This window comes from Burkholderia sp. HI2714 (assembly GCF_002223085.1).
Taxonomy (GTDB): domain Bacteria; phylum Pseudomonadota; class Gammaproteobacteria; order Burkholderiales; family Burkholderiaceae; genus Burkholderia; species Burkholderia lata_D.
On the sequence record NZ_NKFM01000011.1, the window covers coordinates 81931 to 99526 of the forward strand.

The window sequence follows — 17596 nt, forward strand, 5'->3', positions numbered from 1 at the left end:
CTCTTGTTAATTGACATTCGTGCGTCATTGTTTAACCGCAGGAGACCGAGGAAAGCAAATTCAGCGGTTGTGAAGGCGCACCCTGTTGCGGTGCGATGACAGTGCCGTCGGTGACCGTCATCGCGCAATTATGCAGGCCGATGATTATGCCGGATTTCTCCGACTTCGCCGGGTCGAACGTCAGTTTCCATCGTTGGATTGCGGGATCGCGGAACAGCGCGACGATGCCGAATGCCTGCGCCTCGCGCGAAACCTTCTCGGTCGCCGTATAGCGCTGGCCCGGAATCAGCGTGATTTCACGCACGTTCAGCAGATCGGCACCCAATGCGGCCTTTTCCTTGGTCGGATCCGTGAATGCGTCGAACGGCGCCTGCTGGAACGACGTCGGGTCCTTCAGCGTATAGAGGCGTACGACGAGCGCGAGCGGCTTGTGGTCGGTCGCGGCATTCAGGTTCGGCGCGGCGGCCAGCGTGATGCCGAGGTTGCGCGGCGGCTTCTGCGCGTCGGGCACCTCGGGCTTGCCGATACCGGCCGCGGACATCACGGCGCTCGCGGCCGAGCCGAGCAGCGGGGCGGCCGCGCATCCGGCCAGGAGGGCGCAGGCAACCAGTGGCAGCGCGTAGCGAATCATCAACGATCTCATCGTATTTCCGGCGGGCTGCCTTTTATCCCTGTCAAATCTGCCGGGTATTTCCGCGTTCGCTGCGTGTCCCCGGCATTGCACTGTTCAACTATTAAGCACGCCCGCGTCGAGGCAGGCGTCCGGAAATTTTTTCCGCCATCCGGGCGGCGCGTCGTGTAACCAGTAAAACTTGCCCTTTCCGGCCGCCAGAAAAAATCGCTGCGAGCCCGCTGCGAGAGGCCATTGGAGGGGGTAGCGCCCAGTTTTAAAAGGAATTACTCTTCACACGACGATTGAATTATGAAAAATTGATCGGTACTATACCCGCGCGCTTCTTGCAAAGCAAAAGAACCAGATTCTCAACGATTTTAAAACTCACGCGCCGGTGGATATAACGATGAAAGACCGTCTCTTCGCAAAACTGTCTGGGGTAGTAGTGGCTTGCGGCGTGATCGCCGGCTGTGCGAGCCAGCCTCCGGCGCCGCCGACTGCCGAAGTGTTCAACAAGTCGCTGGCGGATGCGGACGCAGTTGCGAAGGCGGGGGACCAGGACAAGGCCCTCGGCCTGTACCAGCAGCTCGCGAAGTCGGATCCGACGCGCGAAGAGCCGTGGTCGCGCATCGCGCAAATCCAGTTCGCCCAGAACCATTACGGCCAGGCAATCGTTGCCGCGCAGGAAGCGCTGCAGCGCGACGCGACCGACCGTCAGGCGAAGAGCGTGCTGGCCGTGGCCGGCCTGCGGATCGCGACGCAGTCGCTCGGCGAGCTGCGCCAGGATTCGTCGCTCGCGGGTGACGCGAAGTCGGATGCGCAGGCGCTCGCGAAGCAGCTGCGCGACACGCTGGGTGAATCGGCGCTGTTCCCGCCGGAAACGACGACCCGCCCCACGGGCCGAGTCAAGAAGGGTCGTACGGTCGTCCATACGAAGAAGACCCAGACGCAGACCGCCGAATCCAACGTTGCGCCGCCGCCGACCAACACGTCGTCGGGCGGCGGGGCGAAGGGCGGTGACCCGTTCGGCGCACTGCGCAACTGACCGCAAGACTGACGCGATAACCACAACTAACCTGGGAGCCGTCGAGATGGCCAAGAAAGAAAGCATTCAGAAAAGCTTGCAGAAAATACGGCCGCCGCGCGTCCAATTGACCTACGAGGTCGAGAAGGGCGATGCGATCGAGGTGAAGGAGCTGCCGTTCGTCGTCGGGGTCGTCGGCGATCTGGCGGGCCAGTCCGAAATCGAGCAGCCGAAGCTGCGCGACCGTAAATTCGTCAACATCGATCGCGACAATTTCGACGACGTGATGAAGGCGATCGAGCCGCGTGCCGCGTTCCAGGTGGAAAACCGCCTGAGCCCGGAAGGCGGCAAGTTCGCGGTCGACCTGAAGTTCCGTTCGCTGTCGGATTTCAGCCCGGACGAAGTCGTCGAACAGGTCGAGCCGCTGCGCCGCCTGCTCGAGGCGCGCTCGAAGCTCGCCGACCTGCGCAACAAGCTCGCCGGCAACGACAAGCTCGAGGATCTGCTGTCCGAGGTGCTGAAGAACACGCAGCAGCTGCAGGAGCTCGCGAAGGGCACGGGCAGCGACAAAGACGGCGAATGACGACGGAGTGTTGAGATGAACCAGCAAACGGCTGCGGCCCAAGCGAGCGGCGCGGACTACGCCGCCGGGACCTCGCTGCTCGACGACATCGTCGAGAAGAGCAAGGTCGCGAAATCCGATTCCGAGCATGCGCGTGCGAAGGATCTGATCGGCGAACTCGTGCACCAGGTGCTCGACGGCACGGTGATCGTGTCGGACAACCTGTCGGCCACGATCGACGCGCGCGTCGCGGAACTGGACCGCCTGATTTCCACGCAGCTTTCCGCAGTGATGCACGCGCCGGAATTCCAGCGCCTCGAAAGCACGTGGCGCGGGATGGACTACCTGGTCAAGGAAAGCAACACCGGCCAGACGATCAAGATCAAGGCGCTGCACGCACCGAAGCGCGACCTCGTGCGCGATTTCAAGGGCGCGAGCGAGTTCGACCAGAGCGCGCTGTTCAAGAAGGTCTACGAAGAAGAATTCGGCACGTTCGGCGGCTCGCCGTTCGGTGCGCTGATCGGCGATTACGAGATCTCGCGCCAGCCGGAAGACATGTACTTCATCGAGCAGATGTCGCACGTCGCCGCGGCCGCGCATGCGCCGTTCATCGCGTCGGCATCGCCCGAGCTGCTCGGCCTCGAGTCGTTCTCCGACCTCGGCAAGCCGCGCGACCTGGGCAAGGTGTTCGATACGGTCGAATATGCGAAGTGGAAGTCGTTCCGCGACGCCGAAGATTCGCGCTACGTCGGCCTGACGCTGCCGCGCTTCCTCGGCCGCCTGCCGTTCAATCCGAAGGACGGCCAGACCGCGGAGAACTTCAACTTCGTCGAGGACGTTGACGGCACCGACCACGACAAGTACCTGTGGTGCAACGCCGCGTGGGCGTTCGCTGCACGCCTGACGGCCGCATTCGACGACTTCGGCTGGTGCGCGGCGATCCGCGGCGTCGAAGGCGGCGGCCTCGTCGAGGACCTGCCGACCCACACGTTCAAGACCGACGACGGTGAAGTCGCGCTGAAGTGCCCGACCGAAATCGCGATCACCGATCGCCGCGAGAAGGAGCTGAGCGACCTCGGCTTCATCCCGCTCGTCCATTGCAAGAACTCAGATTACGCCGCGTTCTTCGCTGCGCAGTCGGTGCAGAAACCCAAGAAATACAGCACCGACAGCGCGAATGCGAACGCCGTCCTGTCCGCCCAGCTTCAGTACATCTTCTCGGTATCGCGCGTCGCGCACTACCTGAAGGCGATGATGCGGGACAAGATCGGCAGCTTCGCATCGGCGCAGAACGTGGAGACTTTCCTCAACCGGTGGATTTCGCAATACGTCCTGCTCGACGACAACGCCTCGCAGGAACAGAAAGCGCAATTTCCGCTGCGCGAGGCATCCATACAAGTGTCGGAGATTCCGGGCAAGCCGGGCTCGTATCGTTCGGTCGCGTTCCTGCGCCCGCACTTTCAGCTCGACGAACTCTCGATTTCTCTGCGACTTGTCGCTGATCTGCCCAAACCGGCAAATTCATAAGCGAGTAAATCGCCCGGGCGGGCCGCCTGGGTAGGACGTTAAAACCACCTCTTTGGGGAGTCGAAGGGCCATGTTACATATGCACTTGCAGTTTGGTAGTCCCGCGGTGAAGGGCGAATCCGCGGATAAGGACCACCAGGGCTGGATCGAACTGAAATCGTGGGATCACTCGATCGTTCAGCCGCGTTCGGCAACCGCATCGACCGCTGGCGGTCACACGATGACGCGTTGCGAACACGGCGACATGATCTTCACGAAGGAAATCGATTCGTCGAGCCCGCTGCTGTACCAACACGCTTCGGGCGGCACCACGTTCGACGAGGTGACGGTCCATTTCTCGCGCGCTGATGGTGAAGGCAAGCGCGTGCAGTATCTGGAAGTCAAGCTCAAGTACGTGATCATCTCGAGCATCGCCCCGAGCGTTCGCGAGGAAGGTCTGCCGCTCGAGACGTTCTCGCTGAAGTACGCAGCTGTGCAGTGGAAGCAAACCCAGCAGAAGATCGGCGGCAACCAGGGCGGTAACACGCAAGGCGCCTGGAGTCTGACGAAGAACGACAAGACCTACGCGGTCTAAGGTCGGTTGCGGCAACGGGGCGCACGGCGTCCCGTTGCCGTTTTCGCTGTGAATCCCGGCCGATGAAACGATTCGAACCCAGTTTTCTCGACAAGCTGTTCGACGACGAACCGCACCTGCCGGCCTCGGCAGCGATGCGGCAATTGTCGCTGGACGAGCTCAAGAACACGGTCGCCCGCGACGTCGAGGCGATCCTCAACACCCGTATCGCCCACACCGAGAACGAGCTGGCCACGCTGCCGGAGTGCCAGAAGTCGGTGCTGACCTACGGGCTGAACGATTTCGCGGGGCTGAGCCTGGCGAGTCACTACGATCGCGCGTTCATCTGCAAGTCGATCCAGCAGGCCATCGCGCGCCACGAGCCGCGCCTGCAGCAGGTGCAGGTGACGTTCGAGCTGAACGAGCAGGCCACCAACGCGCTTTACTTCGCGATCCAGGCGCTGCTCGTCGTGCACCCGGCCGAGGAGCCGGTGAGTTTCGACGCGATGCTGCAGCCTTCGACGCTGCAGTATTCGGTTACGCGCGCACGCGCCGCAAGAATGCAGTAAATCAAGCCGCCGAGCGGGCCGGACCGCCCGGTGGTGGAACAGGGTCCGGCAGGAAATATTGAGGTTCGGGGTCGTCGATGGAAGAATTGCTGCCGTATTACGAGCGCGAATTATCGTTTTTGCGGCGCTATTCGCGAGATTTCGCCGAACGCTATCCGAAGATCGCGGCGCGGCTCGCGCTATCCGGCGAGCATTGCGAGGATCCGCACGTCGAGCGGATGATCGAGTCGTTCGCGCTGCTCGGCGCGCGCATCAACAAGAAGCTCGACGACGATTACCCGGAATTCACCGAAGCGCTGCTGGAAGTGCTGTATCCGCACTACCTGCGGCCGTTCCCGTCGTGCTCGATCGCGCAGTTCACGCCGGCGTCGCCCGGCCAGCAGACCGAACCGGTCGTGATCGATCGCGGCACCGAGCTGAAGAGCCGCCCGATCCGCGGCGTGCAGTGCCGGTTCCGCACCGCCTATGACGTGACGCTCGCGCCGATCCGCATCTCGGAAGCCCGCTATACGCCGGTCGCGCTCGCGCCGAGCGCGACAGTGCTGCCGTCGAACGCGACAGGCGTGATCTCGATCACGTTCGAGTCGCTCGCCGCGCAGCTCGATCTCGGCGCGCTGAAGCTGCCGACGCTGCGCGCGCACCTGCACGGCGAGCAGTCGTTCGTCGCCGCGCTGACCGACTGCCTGTTCGTCAACGTGCTCGGCGCGTATGTCGAACCCGAGCGCAACGGCCGCTGGACCGCGCTGCGCAAGCTGCCGATCGCGCACGCTGGCTTCGACGAGGACGACGCGCTCATCGACTACCCGGCGAAATCGCATCCCGCGTATCGCCTGCTCACCGAATACTTCGCGTTCCCCGACAAGTTCGATTTCGTCGACTTCGACATCGCGGCGATCGCGCGCGCGAGCGGCCGCTGCCAGCGTGCGACGCTGCATCTCGTGCTGCAGGACGTGCGCAGCGATTCGCACGTCGCGCGGCTGCTCGAACTGCTGACGGCGAGCCACTTCCGGCTGTTCTGCACGCCGATCGTCAACCTGTTCCGCCAGCACGGCGAGCCGATCCGCATCACCCACCGCGCGGTGTCCTACCCGGTGATCGCCGAGGCGCGGCGCGCGTTCGCGTACGAGGTGTATTCGATCGATTCGGTGAAGCTCGTGAGGCAGCAGGCGCACGAGGAATCGGTGATCGAGTTCCGGCCGTTCTATTCGCTGCATCACGGCGAATCGGCGCGGATCGGCCATTACTGGTTCGCACGCCGCAACGACTGGGTCGCGCAGAAGAGCCCCGGCTATGAAACCGAGATCTCGATCGTCGACATCGATTTCGAGCCGACGTCGCCGCAGACCGACACGCTGAGCCTCGACCTCACCTGCACGAACCGCGACCTGCCGGCGATGCTCGCGTTCGGGCTCGAGGGCGGCGACCTGTTCCAGGAGGGCGGCGCGCAGACGAGCGGCATTTCACTGCTGCGCCGCCCGACGCAGAGCGTGCGCTTCGAGCGCGGCCGCGCCGCGCACTGGCGGCTCGTGTCGCACCTCGCGCTCAATCACGTGTCGCTGGTCGCGCACGGCCTCGCGCCGCTGAAGGAAATGCTGACGCTGTACGACCTGCGGCGCACCGCCGTGTCGATGCGCCAGATCGACGGCCTCGTCGGCGTCGAGCAGCGCGGCGCCGTGCAGTGGCTGCCCGGCAAGCCGTTCGCGACCTTCGTGCGCGGCATCGAGATCCGCCTGACGATCGACGAGGAACACTTCGTCGGCGCGAGCCTGGCCTCGTTCGTGCGCGTGCTCGACAGCTTCTTCGGGCTGTACGTGCACCTCAACAGTTTCGTTCAATTGGTCGTCGTGTCGAAGCGCACCGGCGAGGAGATCATCCGATGCAAGCCCCGAACCGGCGAATCGATCCTGGCGTAGTCGACGCGCTGCTCGACGAGCCGCACCGCTTCGAGTTCTTCCAGGCGGTGCGCGTGCTCGAAGGGCTGTTCGCGCGGCAGGCGTCGGATGCGCCCGGCGCGTGGCGCCAGGGCGACGTGGTCGCGCAGCGCATCGAATTTCGCAACACGCTGTCGCTCGGCTTTCCGCCGAGCGAGATCGAAGGCGCGCGTTCGTTCGACGACGACGGCACCCACCTCGACACGGGCGAGGCGCGCGGCGCTGCGCTCGCGGCCGGTGAGCTCGGCCACGTCGAGCTGACGCCCGCGTTCTTCGGGCTGCTCGGCGGGCAGGGCGCGCTGCCGCTGCATTACACCGAGCAGATCGTCGCGCGCGAGCACCTGAAGCGCGACCATGCGGCGCGCGCGTTCTTCGACGTGTTCTCGAACCGCGCGACCGCGCTGTTCTATGCCGCGTGGAAGAAATACCGGCTGCCGTTCCATTACGAGCTCGATCGTGACGAGCGCTATCTGCCGCTGCTGCTCGCGATCGCGGGCGTGCCGAGCGACGAGGTGCGCGACAGTCTCGCGGCCGGCGTGGGCGGCGTGCTCGACGAGGCCGTGGCCGGCTATGCGCTCGCCGCACGGCACCGGCCGATGTCGGCCGCGTACCTGCAGCGCACGCTGTCCGACTACTTCCGCGTGCCGGTGAAGATCGACCAGTTCGTCGGCAAGTGGTACGACGTGCCGCCCGACCAGCTGAGCGTGCTCGGCGAAGTCAACGCGGTGCTCGGCGCGACGGCGCTCGTCGGCGAACGCGTGTGGCAGCGCGACATGCGCGCGCGGATCATCGTCGGGCCGCTGTCCAAGCGCGACTACGAGGCATTCCTGCCCGGCGGCGCGCACGCCATCGCACTGGAGCGGATGCTGACGCTGCTTGCCGGCGTCACGCTCGAATACGAAGTGAAGCTCGTGCTCAAGCGCACCGAGGTCGGCGCGAGCGTGCTCGGCGCGGGCTCGCGGCTCGGCTGGGACGCGTTCCTGTGTACGCGCGACGCGGTCGAGGACCGCTCCGACGCCCGCTACGAACTGCACGTGATTCATTGATTCCGAACGACAACAACACGCAATCGAACCTGAGATCGACGCCATGAGCACGCCTCTGAAGACCCTGATCACGAAACTGAACCCGCTGTGCCGCCACGCGACCGAGCGTGCGGCGAGCGCGTGCCTGGCGCGCGGCCACTACGAGGTCGATCTCGAGCACCTGTTCCTCGCGCTGCTCGACGAAGCGACGGGCGACCTGCCGCTCGCCCTGCGCGCGAGCCGCGTCGATCCGCACGCGCTGCATGCGGATCTCGAGCGCGAACTGACGCGCCTGAAGACGGGCAACACGCGCACGCCGGTGTTCTCCGTGCACCTGATCGCGCTGTTCGAACAGGCGTGGCTGATTGCGTCGCTCGACTCGCAGCTCGGCCGCATCCGTTCGGGGCACCTGCTGCTCGCGCTGCTGACCGCGCCCGATCTCGCGCAGTTCGCGCAACGGATGTCGTCGCAGTTTGCGGAAATGAACGTAACGGACCTGAAGCACAAGTTCGACGAGATCATGGCCGGCTCGAGCGAAGCCGAGCCGCGTCAGGGGGATGACGAAGGGAGCGACGTCGCGCCGGCCGCCGACGGCCTGGCGCCCGCGTCCGGCCCGTCGAAGACGCCTGCGCTCGACACGTACACGACCAACCTCACGCAGCGCGCACGCGACGGCAAGATCGACCCGGTGATCGGCCGCGAAGCCGAGATCCGCCAGGCGATCGACATCCTGATGCGCCGCCGCCAGAACAACCCGATCATGACCGGCGAGGCCGGCGTCGGCAAAACGGCGGTTGTCGAGGGGCTCGCGCTGCGCATCGCGGCCGACGACGTGCCGCCGCCGCTGCGCGGCGTCGCGCTGCACGTGCTCGACATGGGGCTGCTGCAGGCCGGCGCGAGCGTGAAGGGCGAGTTCGAGAATCGCCTGAAGAGCGTGATCGATGAAGTGAAGAAGAGCGCGCATCCGATCATCCTGTTCATCGACGAGGCGCACACGATCATCGGCGCGGGTGGCCAGGCCGGCCAGAACGATGCGGCGAACCTGCTGAAGCCGGCGCTCGCGCGCGGCGAGCTGCGCACGATCGCGGCGACGACGTGGAGCGAATACAAGAAGTACTTCGAGAAGGACGCGGCGCTCGCGCGGCGCTTCCAGGTCGTGAAGGTCGAGGAACCGAGCGAGCCGCTCGCGGCCGCGATGCTGCGCGGCATGTCCGGCCTGATGGAGAAGCACTTCAACGTACGGATCCTCGACGATGCGATCACCGAGGCCGTGCGCCTGTCGCACCGCTACATCAGCGGCCGCCAGCTTCCGGACAAGGCGATCAGCGTGCTCGACACCGCGTGCGCGAAGGTCGCGCTCGCGCACAGCGCGACGCCGGCGGCGATCGACGACACGAAGAAGCGCATCGAGCGCATCGACGCGGAAATCGCGTCGCTGGAGCGCGAGGCGGCGGGCGGCGCGTCGCACGACGAGCGGCTCGGCGAGCTGCGCGGCGCGCGCGACACGGCGCTCGAACAACTGGCGAAGGACGAGGCGCGCTATGAAGCCGAGCGCGTGATCGTCGCCGAGATCACCGAACTGCGCGAAGCGCTCGACAAGGCACGCGGCCCGTCGGAAGACGGCCAGCCGGTCGACGTGCAGGCCACTCGCGACAAGCTCGCCGAACGCGTCGCGGCACTGCACGCGCTGCAGGGCGGCGAGCCGATGGTGCCGCTGCAGGTCGACGGCCACGTGGTCGCCGAGATCGTCGCCGCGTGGACGGGCATTCCGCTCGGCCGGATGGTGAAGGACGAGATCGACACCGTGATGAACCTGCAGCCGCTGCTCGCCGCGCGCGTGATCGGCCAGGACCACGCGCTGGAAGCGATCGCGCAGCGCGTGCGCACCGCGACCGCGAGCCTCGAGGATCCGAACAAGCCGCGCGGCGTGTTCATGTTCGTCGGGCCGTCGGGCGTCGGCAAGACCGAGACGGCGCTCGCGCTGGCCGACATCCTGTACGGCGGCGAGCGCAAGATGGTCACGATCAACATGAGCGAGTACCAGGAAGCGCACAGCGTGTCGGGCCTGAAGGGCTCGCCGCCGGGCTACGTCGGCTACGGCGAAGGCGGCGTGCTGACCGAGGCCGTGCGCCGCAACCCGTATTCCGTCGTGCTGCTCGACGAGGTCGAGAAGGCGCACCCGGACGTGCTCGAGATGTTCTTCCAGGTGTTCGACAAGGGCGCGATGGACGACGCGGAAGGGCGCGAGATCGACTTCCGCAACACGCTGATCATCCTGACGTCGAACGTCGGTTCTTCCGCGGTGATGCAGGCGTGCCTGAACAAGCCGGCCGAGGAGCTGCCCGATCCGGACGCGCTCGCCGAGACGCTGCGCCCGCAGCTGTACAAGACGTTCAAGCCCGCGTTCCTCGGGCGGATGAAGGTCGTGCCGTACTACCCGATTTCCGACGACGTGCTGGCCGAGATCATCGAGCTGAAGCTCGAACGGATCCGCCGCCGGATCGAGGCGAACCACAAGGCCGCGTTCGAATGGGACGAATCGCTCGTCGATGCGGTGCTCGCGCGCTGCACCGAGGTTGACTCGGGCGCCCGCAACGTCGACCACATCCTGAACGGTACGCTGCTGCCGGAGATCGCGGGCCACGTGCTCGGCCGGATCGCCGACGGCGAGGCCATCGCGCGCATCGCGGTGCGCGCGGACGAGGCCGGCGAATTCACGTACACCGTCGAATGAGCGCGGCCGTGCAACGCAAGCATTTGATGAACTGACCGAACCATGCCGATCAATCTCCCCGAGCTGCTGACGCCGATCAGCGATGCGTCGCCCAGCGGCGACGACCTGCTGTTTTCGAACGAATTCGACGCGATCCAGGATGCGCGGCGCTACGACGATCCGACGCTCGACCAGGGCGAGTGGGTGACCGAGATCAAGGAGGCCGACTGGGGCTTCGTGGTCGACCATGCAGGCGAGCTGCTGCGCACGCGCACCAAGGACCTGCGGCTCGCCGTGTGGCTGACCGAGGCGCTCGCGCTCGAAGACGGCATCACCGGCCTCACCGAAGGCTATGCGCTGCTCGAGGGCCTGTGCCGCGACTTCTGGGACACCGTGCACCCGCTGCCGGAAGACGACGACACCGAGCACCGGCTCGGCAACGTCGCGTGGCTGTCCGGCCGCACGGCCGAGCTGCTGCGCGCGGTGCCGATGACGGACGGCGCGTCGAACGCGTTCAGCACGCTCGACTGGGAAGTGGCGCAGCACGTCGCGCAGGCCATCAAGCGCGACCCCGAGCATGCGGACGACATCGCGCGCGGCAAGCCGTCGATCGAGCAGATCGATTCGTCGCGACGCATGACGTCGATCGCGTTCTACACTGCGTTGCTCGCGAACCTGAAGGCGTTCGAATTCGCGCTCGATGCGTTCGAGGAACGGCTCGTCGAGCGCGCGGGCGATTCGGCGCCGAGCTTCCGGCAGGCGCGTGACGCGTTCGAGACCGTGTACCGGCTCGCCGAGCGCTTTGCGCGCGAGCAGGGTTATACGGGCAACGCGCCGCACACGCAGTCGGCACCGCAGGCGCAGCCCGAGCGCATCGAGCCGGTGTTCGGCAACCCGATCCAGACCGAGGAGACTCACGTGCAGCTGCAGCCCGTTCCGCGCCCCCCGACGCAGATGATCGCCGGCATCCAGAATCGTGCGCAGGCCGTCGACCAGTTGCGCGCGGTCGCCCGCTATTTCCGCCAGACCGAGCCGCACAGCCCGGTCGCGTATCTCGCCGACAAGGCCGCCGAATGGGCCGACATGCCGCTGCACAAGTGGCTCGAGAGCGTCGTGAAGGACGACGGCTCGCTGTCGCATATTCGTGAGTTGCTGGGCGTGAGGCCGGACGAGCAGTCGTGAGCGACGGGCATTTGACCTGAGAGCGCGGGCCCGGCGGGCTCGCGGCAGACAAGAACGTGGATTGACGCATGAACCTGACCGAACTGGCACAGGCGATTCGCGGTGGCCTGATTCAGCAGGATCGCCTGCTGAAGACGGACATCCCGTCGCTGCCGAACAACGCGCTGGTGCCGCGCCGGGCCGTGATCTGTTCCGAACTGGGGCGCGACTTCAGCGTGGCGCTCGACCTCGTGTCGACCGCCAGCGACGTCGAGCTCAAGACGCTGATCGCGAAGCCGATGACGTTGTGGATCCAGCAGGCGGACCAGTCGTACCTCCCGATCAACGGCTACGTCCATACGGCGCGCCGTCTCGGCACGGACGGCAGCCTGTCCGGCTACCAGCTGACCTTCGCGTCGTGGATGCACTTTCTCAAGTTCCGCAGCGACATGCGGTACTGGCAGGACAAGCCGGTCGACGCGATCCTGGCCGACGTGTTCGATATGCACTCGCAGGCGAAGGGGCGCTATCAGTTCGCGCTGTCGAAGCCGCTGCCGTCGCGCTCGTACTGCCGCCAGAGCGAAACCGACTGGAACTTCGTGCATCGCCTGATGGAAGACGAAGGGCTGTTCGGCTTCTGGCGGCATGCCGGGGATGGCAGCGCTCACACGCTCGTCATTACCGACGACCTGCACGCGGTCGACGAACTGTCACCGAACCCTGTCCGGTTCGACCGCTCGGGAACCGGGAGCGAAACCGCCGGATTCACCCAATGGGCTGCGTCGCGGACCTTGCAGAGTTCGCAGCACACGACGCGCACGTTCGATTACAAGTCGCCATCGACGGCCGGCAATCCGAACGGTACGACTTTGCCCACGAAGGCCGGTCAGGGCGATCTGCCGGGCCAGACGGAAATCTACGAATACACCGGTGCGTACACGTACGCGGGGCAGGATCGCGGCGAGCATCTGTCGAAGATCCGCCTCGAGGAATGGGAGTCGCGCGCGAAACGCTTCTTCGGCGTGGGCGGCGTGCGCGGAATCGATGCCGGGCGGCGCTTCACGCTGGCGGACCATCCCGAGCATGACCGCGATTCGGCGCAGGACCGGGAATTCGCGGCCTTGAAGGTGTCGCGGTACATCGAGAACAACCTGCCGATCTCGGACCACGAAGCGAACTTCCCGCACAGCCTGCAGGCGCGGCTCGCGCAGGCCAAAGCTGCGCAAGGTGCGGCGGCCGCGTTCGAAGTCGGGCACGAAGACGGTTCGGCCGGGTTCTACCTCGTCGAGGTCGAAGCGCAACGCGCGGCGGTGCCGTATCGCAGCCCGTTCGAGCACAAGAAGCCCGTGATGCAGCTCGAGACGGCCGTCGTCGTCGGGCCGAAGGGCGAAGAGGTATATACGGACGCGCTGAACCGCATCAAGGTCATGTTCGTCTGGGACCGGCAGAACGAGGGCACCGAAACCGCATCATGCTGGATGCGTGTCGTGCAGTCGGATACCGGCGGCGGCTACGGCGCCGTCCATATTCCGCGGGTCGGCGAGGAAGTGCTGATCGGTTACATCGGCGGGGACTGCGACCGGCCGATCGTCATGCATCGGGTCTACAACGGGGCAACCAAGCCGCAGTGGCATAGCGACGGCATCCTGTCGGGCTTCCGGTCGAAGGAGTACGCGGGGTCGGGGCACAACGAGATGGTGCTCGACGACGCGACCGGCCAGAACCGTGCACGCCTGTTCAGCAGCAGCGCGAATTCGCTGTTGCATCTCGGCTACCTGATCGAGCAGAACGGCAACATGCGGGGTGCGTATCTCGGTTCGGGGTTCGACTTGCGTACCGATGCGTATGGTGCAGTGCGGGCCGGGCAGGGGTTGTACGTCACGACGCATCCGAAGCCGGCGAACAGCCAGCCGCTCGATGCGAGCGAAGCGCGGGCGCAACTCACGGATGCAGACGGGCTGCTGGAATCGATGTCGCAGGCCAGTGAAATGCATCAGGCCGAAAGCCTCGGCCCCGGTCACGATGCGCTGAAGCAGTTCGCCGATGCGACGAAGAACAGCGTGGCGGGGGCGTCGTCGGGCGGCAGGACGTCGGGCGGTGGGACGGGTGACGCGAATGCGTTCAAGGAGCCGGTGATGCTGTTCGCCAGCCCGGCGGGGATCGGGGTGTCGTCGCAGCAGAGCGCGCACGTGGCAGCGGATCGGCACGTGAACCTTGTCAGCGGTCAAAGCACGCATCTCGCGAGCGGCAAGTCGCTGGTGGCGAGCGTCAAGGACAAGCTCAGCCTGTTCGTGCAGAACGCGGGCATGAAGCTCTTTGCCGGCAAGGGGCCGGTCGAGATCCGGGCCCACAGCGACAACGTCGAGATGATTGCGCAGAAGGCGATCAAGGTGTTGTCGGCGACGGCATCGATCGAAGGCGTCGCGAAGCAGGAGATCCTGCTGACGGCGGGCGGCGCGTATGTCCGGATCAAGGACGGCAACATCGAGATCCACGCACCGGGCCAGATCGACGTGAAGGGCGGGCAGCACGCATTCAGCGGGCCGACGAGCCTGCACAAGACGTTCAAGACGGAAGGCCGCAAGGCGGACATGCGGATTCGCTATGTCGACGCCGACGGCAACGTGCCGCACGGGGAGCCGATCAAGTTCGCGACCGAGGACGGGACCGAACATAGCGTCGCGCTCGACGCGGAAGGCCGGGCGGAATTGAAGAACATCGATTTTGACGAGTTCGTTGCTAGCCAGGTCAAACGGACGGGAGAGTGAAATGGGCAGGCCGCTTGTTCAGCATAATGTTTGTATTGATTTGCCGGGGGAGCCGATCAGTTGCTGGGCCGAATCGGATGTTACGGTGTTGCTGCGCAAGCATCGTGACGTCATTTTTGACATTAGTGTCAAGAAAGATGCGATTTACACGATTGAGGCCGATAAAGACTGGTTTTATGACGTTGGCGTGAAGAAGCGTGTTCAGAAAGGGCAGTTTCACGATGGACAGCGGTATCATATTTGGGTGGGGCGTGATTTCAAAGGAAATTTGCTGCTGAAGTCGAATGGAAAGCTGGTGCGAAGTTATTCGCTGATCGACTTCGATACGCTTGGCGGAAATTCCGATCCGAAAGCAAAGCCGGAGCCGATAATCATTGCGATCGGCGGATTTCACGGCGCAAGTTCAAGTGGTCCGCGCGTACCATCTGGTGTCAATAATGTATTTGCCAGCCCTGCACCGTTGGTCTGTCGTAATACTGATGGAAACCTGCCGGGTAATGCCTGGTGGGGGCAATTGACGCCTTTGAATTTCAAATATGGAGAAATGGCGCCGGAGTTTTTGTTTCCCGCTTCTTCTGGTCCGTTGACTCAACAGAATGTCGATGAAAGTCTGATTGTCCACATCTTTGAGGTGACGCTTGAGCGGGCGCCAGCAGAAGTTTGGCGATTGGCTCAGGAGGGTGGGCCGCCGACGGCACTTAAAATTGACGACAAAGAAAAGGTCATGACGCGAAATTGGATTATCAGTCAAATTGCCGGAGGGTTGGCTTATGCGAAGGATAATTGGTCTGATTTGCGTGAATTGTTTAATAGAAAATTCGTGTTCATGTCCGTGAAGCACCCGAAATTCGGGATCAAGTATTATTTGGCCTTCAAGGGAAATAGTGCGTTGAGGAAGATGATCACGGATACCGTCTATAAATTAAAAAGTACAAAAATAATGGCGATCACGGCCGGCGCGGTCGAGGGTATGGCAGAGACTGCAAGCGCATCGGCGCAGGCGTGGAAGGGAGCGTTCAAAGGGGCAGGTGGCATTGCTTTCGTGCTGACCATTGGGCTGGATGTGGCTGAGTGGTGTCACGATTACGAGCAAGTAGACGCAAACGGACATCGAGGGAGAGGTCTGGCTGATCTCGTCGCCAAGGTCGGGATCGACATTGCGGCCGCTGGGGTCGCATCCATACTCGGTGCGGTTGCCTATTATTTGATTACGACCGCACTCACTGCGGTGGGCGTTGTGATAGGTGGCTGGATTGTAGGCGCGGTTGCCGTCCTCGTGGTTGGCGTGTCTGCGTTTTTCTTTTATGTACTGGGTGTTGCCGATAATCACTATTCCTATACTCAGAAGGCGGCCAAGTTTATTCGAAAGGCAGCGAAGTATCTGGAGGAGAGTTATCCGAAGGATTATAACGGTTACCCAATGATTGTGGCATATTGAGATGATGGAAGAGCGAGAATTGTCGGGTCGGTTTGATGCACTTTTCAGGGTAAATCTGGGATTTGGTTTGTTTTTGATTGGGTGTGCCTTCATCCTCGGATTGCCGATGTTTTCCGGGAATCGGGTTCCATTTCACTGGTCTATTGCATGGGTGCTGGTTTCTGTCATTGGGCAAGTCGTTGCGTGGCGTGCAGATAACGGGCGGGGGCGATTGGTTCTGTATGGGGTGTTTAGTATCATTGTGCTTTGTTCGGCATATTTTTTTGTTGCGGGTATTTCGTGGATTTTTTATTTTGCGTCCGCCTCGATGCCGTCAGCGATTCGTTTCGTTTGTATAGCTGCTGCGATAATCGGAACTTTGCTGTGGATGATTTTGATTGGCCGTCAGGTTTCCGTGACTCTCGATAAACCGGAATTCATCTCGCAGGCATTCAAGGACGTGGGCGGCGAGATTGAGTATCGGCTATCGGGAATGCAACAGGTGAGTGCATATGCGGAGACCCTCGGCCTGGTCAAGCGGATTGGTCTGGGACTGGTGCTGCTGGCAGCCCCTGCCATCTTTTTGGCCGCCAGGATAGCGACGCCCTTTTCGTCCTCGCAGGATTTGCTTCTGTTCGTGGCATTGATCTTGTGCCCGTGCTCTCAGCTTCTCATGGGCATCATCGTAAAGGCGTATTTGCTGCTGATTCGCTTGCCGCTCAAGCTGGAGCGTCTCCACGGGAAGTCGGTCATCCTGGTGGACGAATGAGGATGGCGGGGTACGGTACGTCGGCATCGTTGCCGGATACCCCGCAATGCAGGGAGAATTCGCGGCAAAAGTTTCCGCTCGGGGCGATGCAGTGAAACCTGTTTTGATGCAAAGTCCTGGCGATACGAAGCAAGGCGACAGAACTCGAATTGATGATCATCCGCTAGCCGCCAAGATCGGATTGGTGATTGGATTTATCCCGATAATCATATATTGGCATGCATTCAGCGGTTTTTGGTCATCCACGCTGCCCTGGGTCATTGCGTTGTTGCTGGAGATCGGGTGTCCCCTGTTTTTGTACGTGCATTATTTTCTGAATCGACGATCCAGGCGATTGATTTGGGAGGGGGTTGCAGTGTGTGTCGGGTTTATCCCGACGTGGATGTTGCTCGGGTCGTATTGGCTGTTTTATTTTTGCTTTGCACCGATGCCGGTTGCAATTCGTATCACCGCACTTTTGATGTGTCTGGTGGTGGCGGCAACCTGGGCCTGGCTGTCGTGGGCTGCTTTTGCTCGGGAAGATGGTCGGCTTGGATTGATTGATCGGCTTTTCAAGGCAGAAGGCGATTGTATCGTGTATCCGGACGAGTCCGATTCCGTCATCGGAAAGCTGGACGGACCAGGAAAGTCGATCGCGGTTCCTTATTGGCTGGTCTCGGTGGTCGGTCCGATTCTTATCGGATATTCGATGTTGTCAGCCCGGCTGTTTGAAGGGAGTGGTGAGCCGCACGGAATGTTTATTATTTTGTCGGCAATCGGGCTTCCAGTGACTTGCTGGCTTCTGACGAAATTCTTTGTGCGATTTGCTTATTTTCATATTTATCTCGCTATCAAGCTGGAGCGGAAAACAGGGAAGAAGGTCATTCTTGGTTCATGAACGTCGATCTCCTGAAACCGAGGTCTGCCAGTCACGGGAAGCCGGTCACGTTGATGGACGATTGAAACAGCGAGGCTGGCGGCCGGT

At 63.0% G+C, this 17596-nt stretch carries 14 protein-coding genes; 13 read left to right on the forward strand and 1 reads right to left on the reverse strand.

Going from position 1 to position 17596, the window contains the following annotated elements; all coding sequences use genetic code 11:
- Positions 1–31: 31 nt before the first annotated feature.
- Positions 32–643 (reverse strand): type VI secretion system lipoprotein TssJ, encoded by a 612-nt coding sequence (gene tssJ, locus CFB82_RS02435; protein WP_089483343.1) that lies wholly within the window; start codon positions 641–643, stop codon positions 32–34.
- A gap of 376 nt (positions 644–1019) precedes the next feature.
- Between tssJ and CFB82_RS02440 the strand changes: the two genes are divergently transcribed.
- The 13 genes from CFB82_RS02440 to CFB82_RS02500 all read left to right on the forward strand — a co-directional run bounded on the left by CFB82_RS02440 (position 1020) and on the right by CFB82_RS02500 (position 17509).
- Positions 1020–1658 carry a tetratricopeptide repeat protein gene (locus CFB82_RS02440; RefSeq protein WP_089483344.1) on the forward strand — a complete coding sequence of 213 codons (639 nt, stop codon included), beginning with the start codon at positions 1020–1022 and terminating at the stop codon, positions 1656–1658.
- 46 nt (positions 1659–1704) lie between these two features.
- Entirely contained in the window at positions 1705–2220 is a 516-nt protein-coding gene (tssB, locus tag CFB82_RS02445) for a type VI secretion system contractile sheath small subunit (protein WP_027783377.1), read from the forward strand.
- A 15-nt stretch (positions 2221–2235) separates the two neighbouring features.
- Positions 2236–3726, forward strand: a complete 1491-nt coding sequence (gene tssC / locus CFB82_RS02450) for a type VI secretion system contractile sheath large subunit (protein ID WP_011350759.1) — start codon at positions 2236–2238, stop codon at positions 3724–3726.
- Positions 3727–3796: 70 nt separating this feature from the next.
- The gene (locus CFB82_RS02455; RefSeq protein WP_006477093.1) at positions 3797–4300 is read left to right on the forward strand and encodes an Hcp family type VI secretion system effector; all 504 of its coding nucleotides are present in this window, start codon (positions 3797–3799) and stop codon (positions 4298–4300) included.
- A gap of 62 nt (positions 4301–4362) precedes the next feature.
- Positions 4363–4848, forward strand: a complete 486-nt coding sequence (gene tssE, locus CFB82_RS02460; protein WP_021161818.1) for a type VI secretion system baseplate subunit TssE — start codon at positions 4363–4365, stop codon at positions 4846–4848.
- Positions 4849–4925: 77 nt separating this feature from the next.
- Positions 4926–6761 (forward strand): type VI secretion system baseplate subunit TssF, encoded by a 1836-nt coding sequence (gene tssF, locus CFB82_RS02465; RefSeq protein WP_089483345.1) that lies wholly within the window; start codon positions 4926–4928, stop codon positions 6759–6761.
- Positions 6725–7825 (forward strand): type VI secretion system baseplate subunit TssG, encoded by a 1101-nt coding sequence (gene tssG, locus CFB82_RS02470; RefSeq protein WP_089444851.1) that lies wholly within the window; start codon positions 6725–6727, stop codon positions 7823–7825. The genes tssF and tssG overlap by 37 nt, the downstream gene beginning before the upstream one ends.
- A gap of 43 nt (positions 7826–7868) precedes the next feature.
- The gene (gene tssH, locus CFB82_RS02475; RefSeq protein ID WP_089483346.1) at positions 7869–10538 is read left to right on the forward strand and encodes a type VI secretion system ATPase TssH; all 2670 of its coding nucleotides are present in this window, start codon (positions 7869–7871) and stop codon (positions 10536–10538) included.
- Between the two features lie 42 nt (positions 10539–10580).
- A complete protein-coding gene (tssA, locus tag CFB82_RS02480) occupies positions 10581–11699 on the forward strand; it encodes a type VI secretion system protein TssA (RefSeq protein WP_089483347.1) in 1119 nt (372 codons plus the stop codon).
- 68 nt (positions 11700–11767) lie between these two features.
- Positions 11768–14446 (forward strand): type VI secretion system Vgr family protein, encoded by a 2679-nt coding sequence (locus tag CFB82_RS02485; RefSeq protein WP_089483348.1) that lies wholly within the window; start codon positions 11768–11770, stop codon positions 14444–14446.
- 1 nt (position 14447) lies between these two features.
- Positions 14448–15884 carry a hypothetical protein gene (locus CFB82_RS41905; protein WP_143750870.1) on the forward strand — a complete coding sequence of 479 codons (1437 nt, stop codon included), beginning with the start codon at positions 14448–14450 and terminating at the stop codon, positions 15882–15884.
- 1 nt (position 15885) lies between these two features.
- Positions 15886–16632 carry a hypothetical protein gene (locus tag CFB82_RS02495; RefSeq protein WP_089483350.1) on the forward strand — a complete coding sequence of 249 codons (747 nt, stop codon included), beginning with the start codon at positions 15886–15888 and terminating at the stop codon, positions 16630–16632.
- 46 nt (positions 16633–16678) lie between these two features.
- The gene (locus tag CFB82_RS02500) at positions 16679–17509 is read left to right on the forward strand and encodes a hypothetical protein (protein ID WP_089483351.1); all 831 of its coding nucleotides are present in this window, start codon (positions 16679–16681) and stop codon (positions 17507–17509) included.
- Positions 17510–17596 lie beyond the last annotated feature (87 nt).

Excerpts from the sequence above, each read along its gene's own strand:
- tssJ (WP_089483343.1), bottom strand. The coding sequence starts at position 643 with ATGAGATCGTTGATGATTCGCTACGCGCTGCCACTGGTTGCCTGCGCC.
- CFB82_RS02440 (WP_089483344.1), top strand. The coding sequence starts at position 1,020 with ATGAAAGACCGTCTCTTCGCAAAACTGTCTGGGGTAGTAGTGGCTTGC.
- tssB (WP_027783377.1), top strand. The coding sequence starts at position 1,705 with ATGGCCAAGAAAGAAAGCATTCAGAAAAGCTTGCAGAAAATACGGCCG.
- tssC (WP_011350759.1), top strand. The coding sequence starts at position 2,236 with ATGAACCAGCAAACGGCTGCGGCCCAAGCGAGCGGCGCGGACTACGCC.
- CFB82_RS02455 (WP_006477093.1), top strand. The coding sequence starts at position 3,797 with ATGTTACATATGCACTTGCAGTTTGGTAGTCCCGCGGTGAAGGGCGAA.
- tssE (WP_021161818.1), top strand. The coding sequence starts at position 4,363 with ATGAAACGATTCGAACCCAGTTTTCTCGACAAGCTGTTCGACGACGAA.
- tssF (WP_089483345.1), top strand. The coding sequence starts at position 4,926 with ATGGAAGAATTGCTGCCGTATTACGAGCGCGAATTATCGTTTTTGCGG.
- tssG (WP_089444851.1), top strand. The coding sequence starts at position 6,725 with ATGCAAGCCCCGAACCGGCGAATCGATCCTGGCGTAGTCGACGCGCTG.
- tssH (WP_089483346.1), top strand. The coding sequence starts at position 7,869 with ATGAGCACGCCTCTGAAGACCCTGATCACGAAACTGAACCCGCTGTGC.
- tssA (WP_089483347.1), top strand. The coding sequence starts at position 10,581 with ATGCCGATCAATCTCCCCGAGCTGCTGACGCCGATCAGCGATGCGTCG.
- CFB82_RS02485 (WP_089483348.1), top strand. The coding sequence starts at position 11,768 with ATGAACCTGACCGAACTGGCACAGGCGATTCGCGGTGGCCTGATTCAG.
- CFB82_RS41905 (WP_143750870.1), top strand. The coding sequence starts at position 14,448 with ATGGGCAGGCCGCTTGTTCAGCATAATGTTTGTATTGATTTGCCGGGG.
- CFB82_RS02495 (WP_089483350.1), top strand. The coding sequence starts at position 15,886 with ATGATGGAAGAGCGAGAATTGTCGGGTCGGTTTGATGCACTTTTCAGG.
- CFB82_RS02500 (WP_089483351.1), top strand. The coding sequence starts at position 16,679 with ATGCAGGGAGAATTCGCGGCAAAAGTTTCCGCTCGGGGCGATGCAGTG.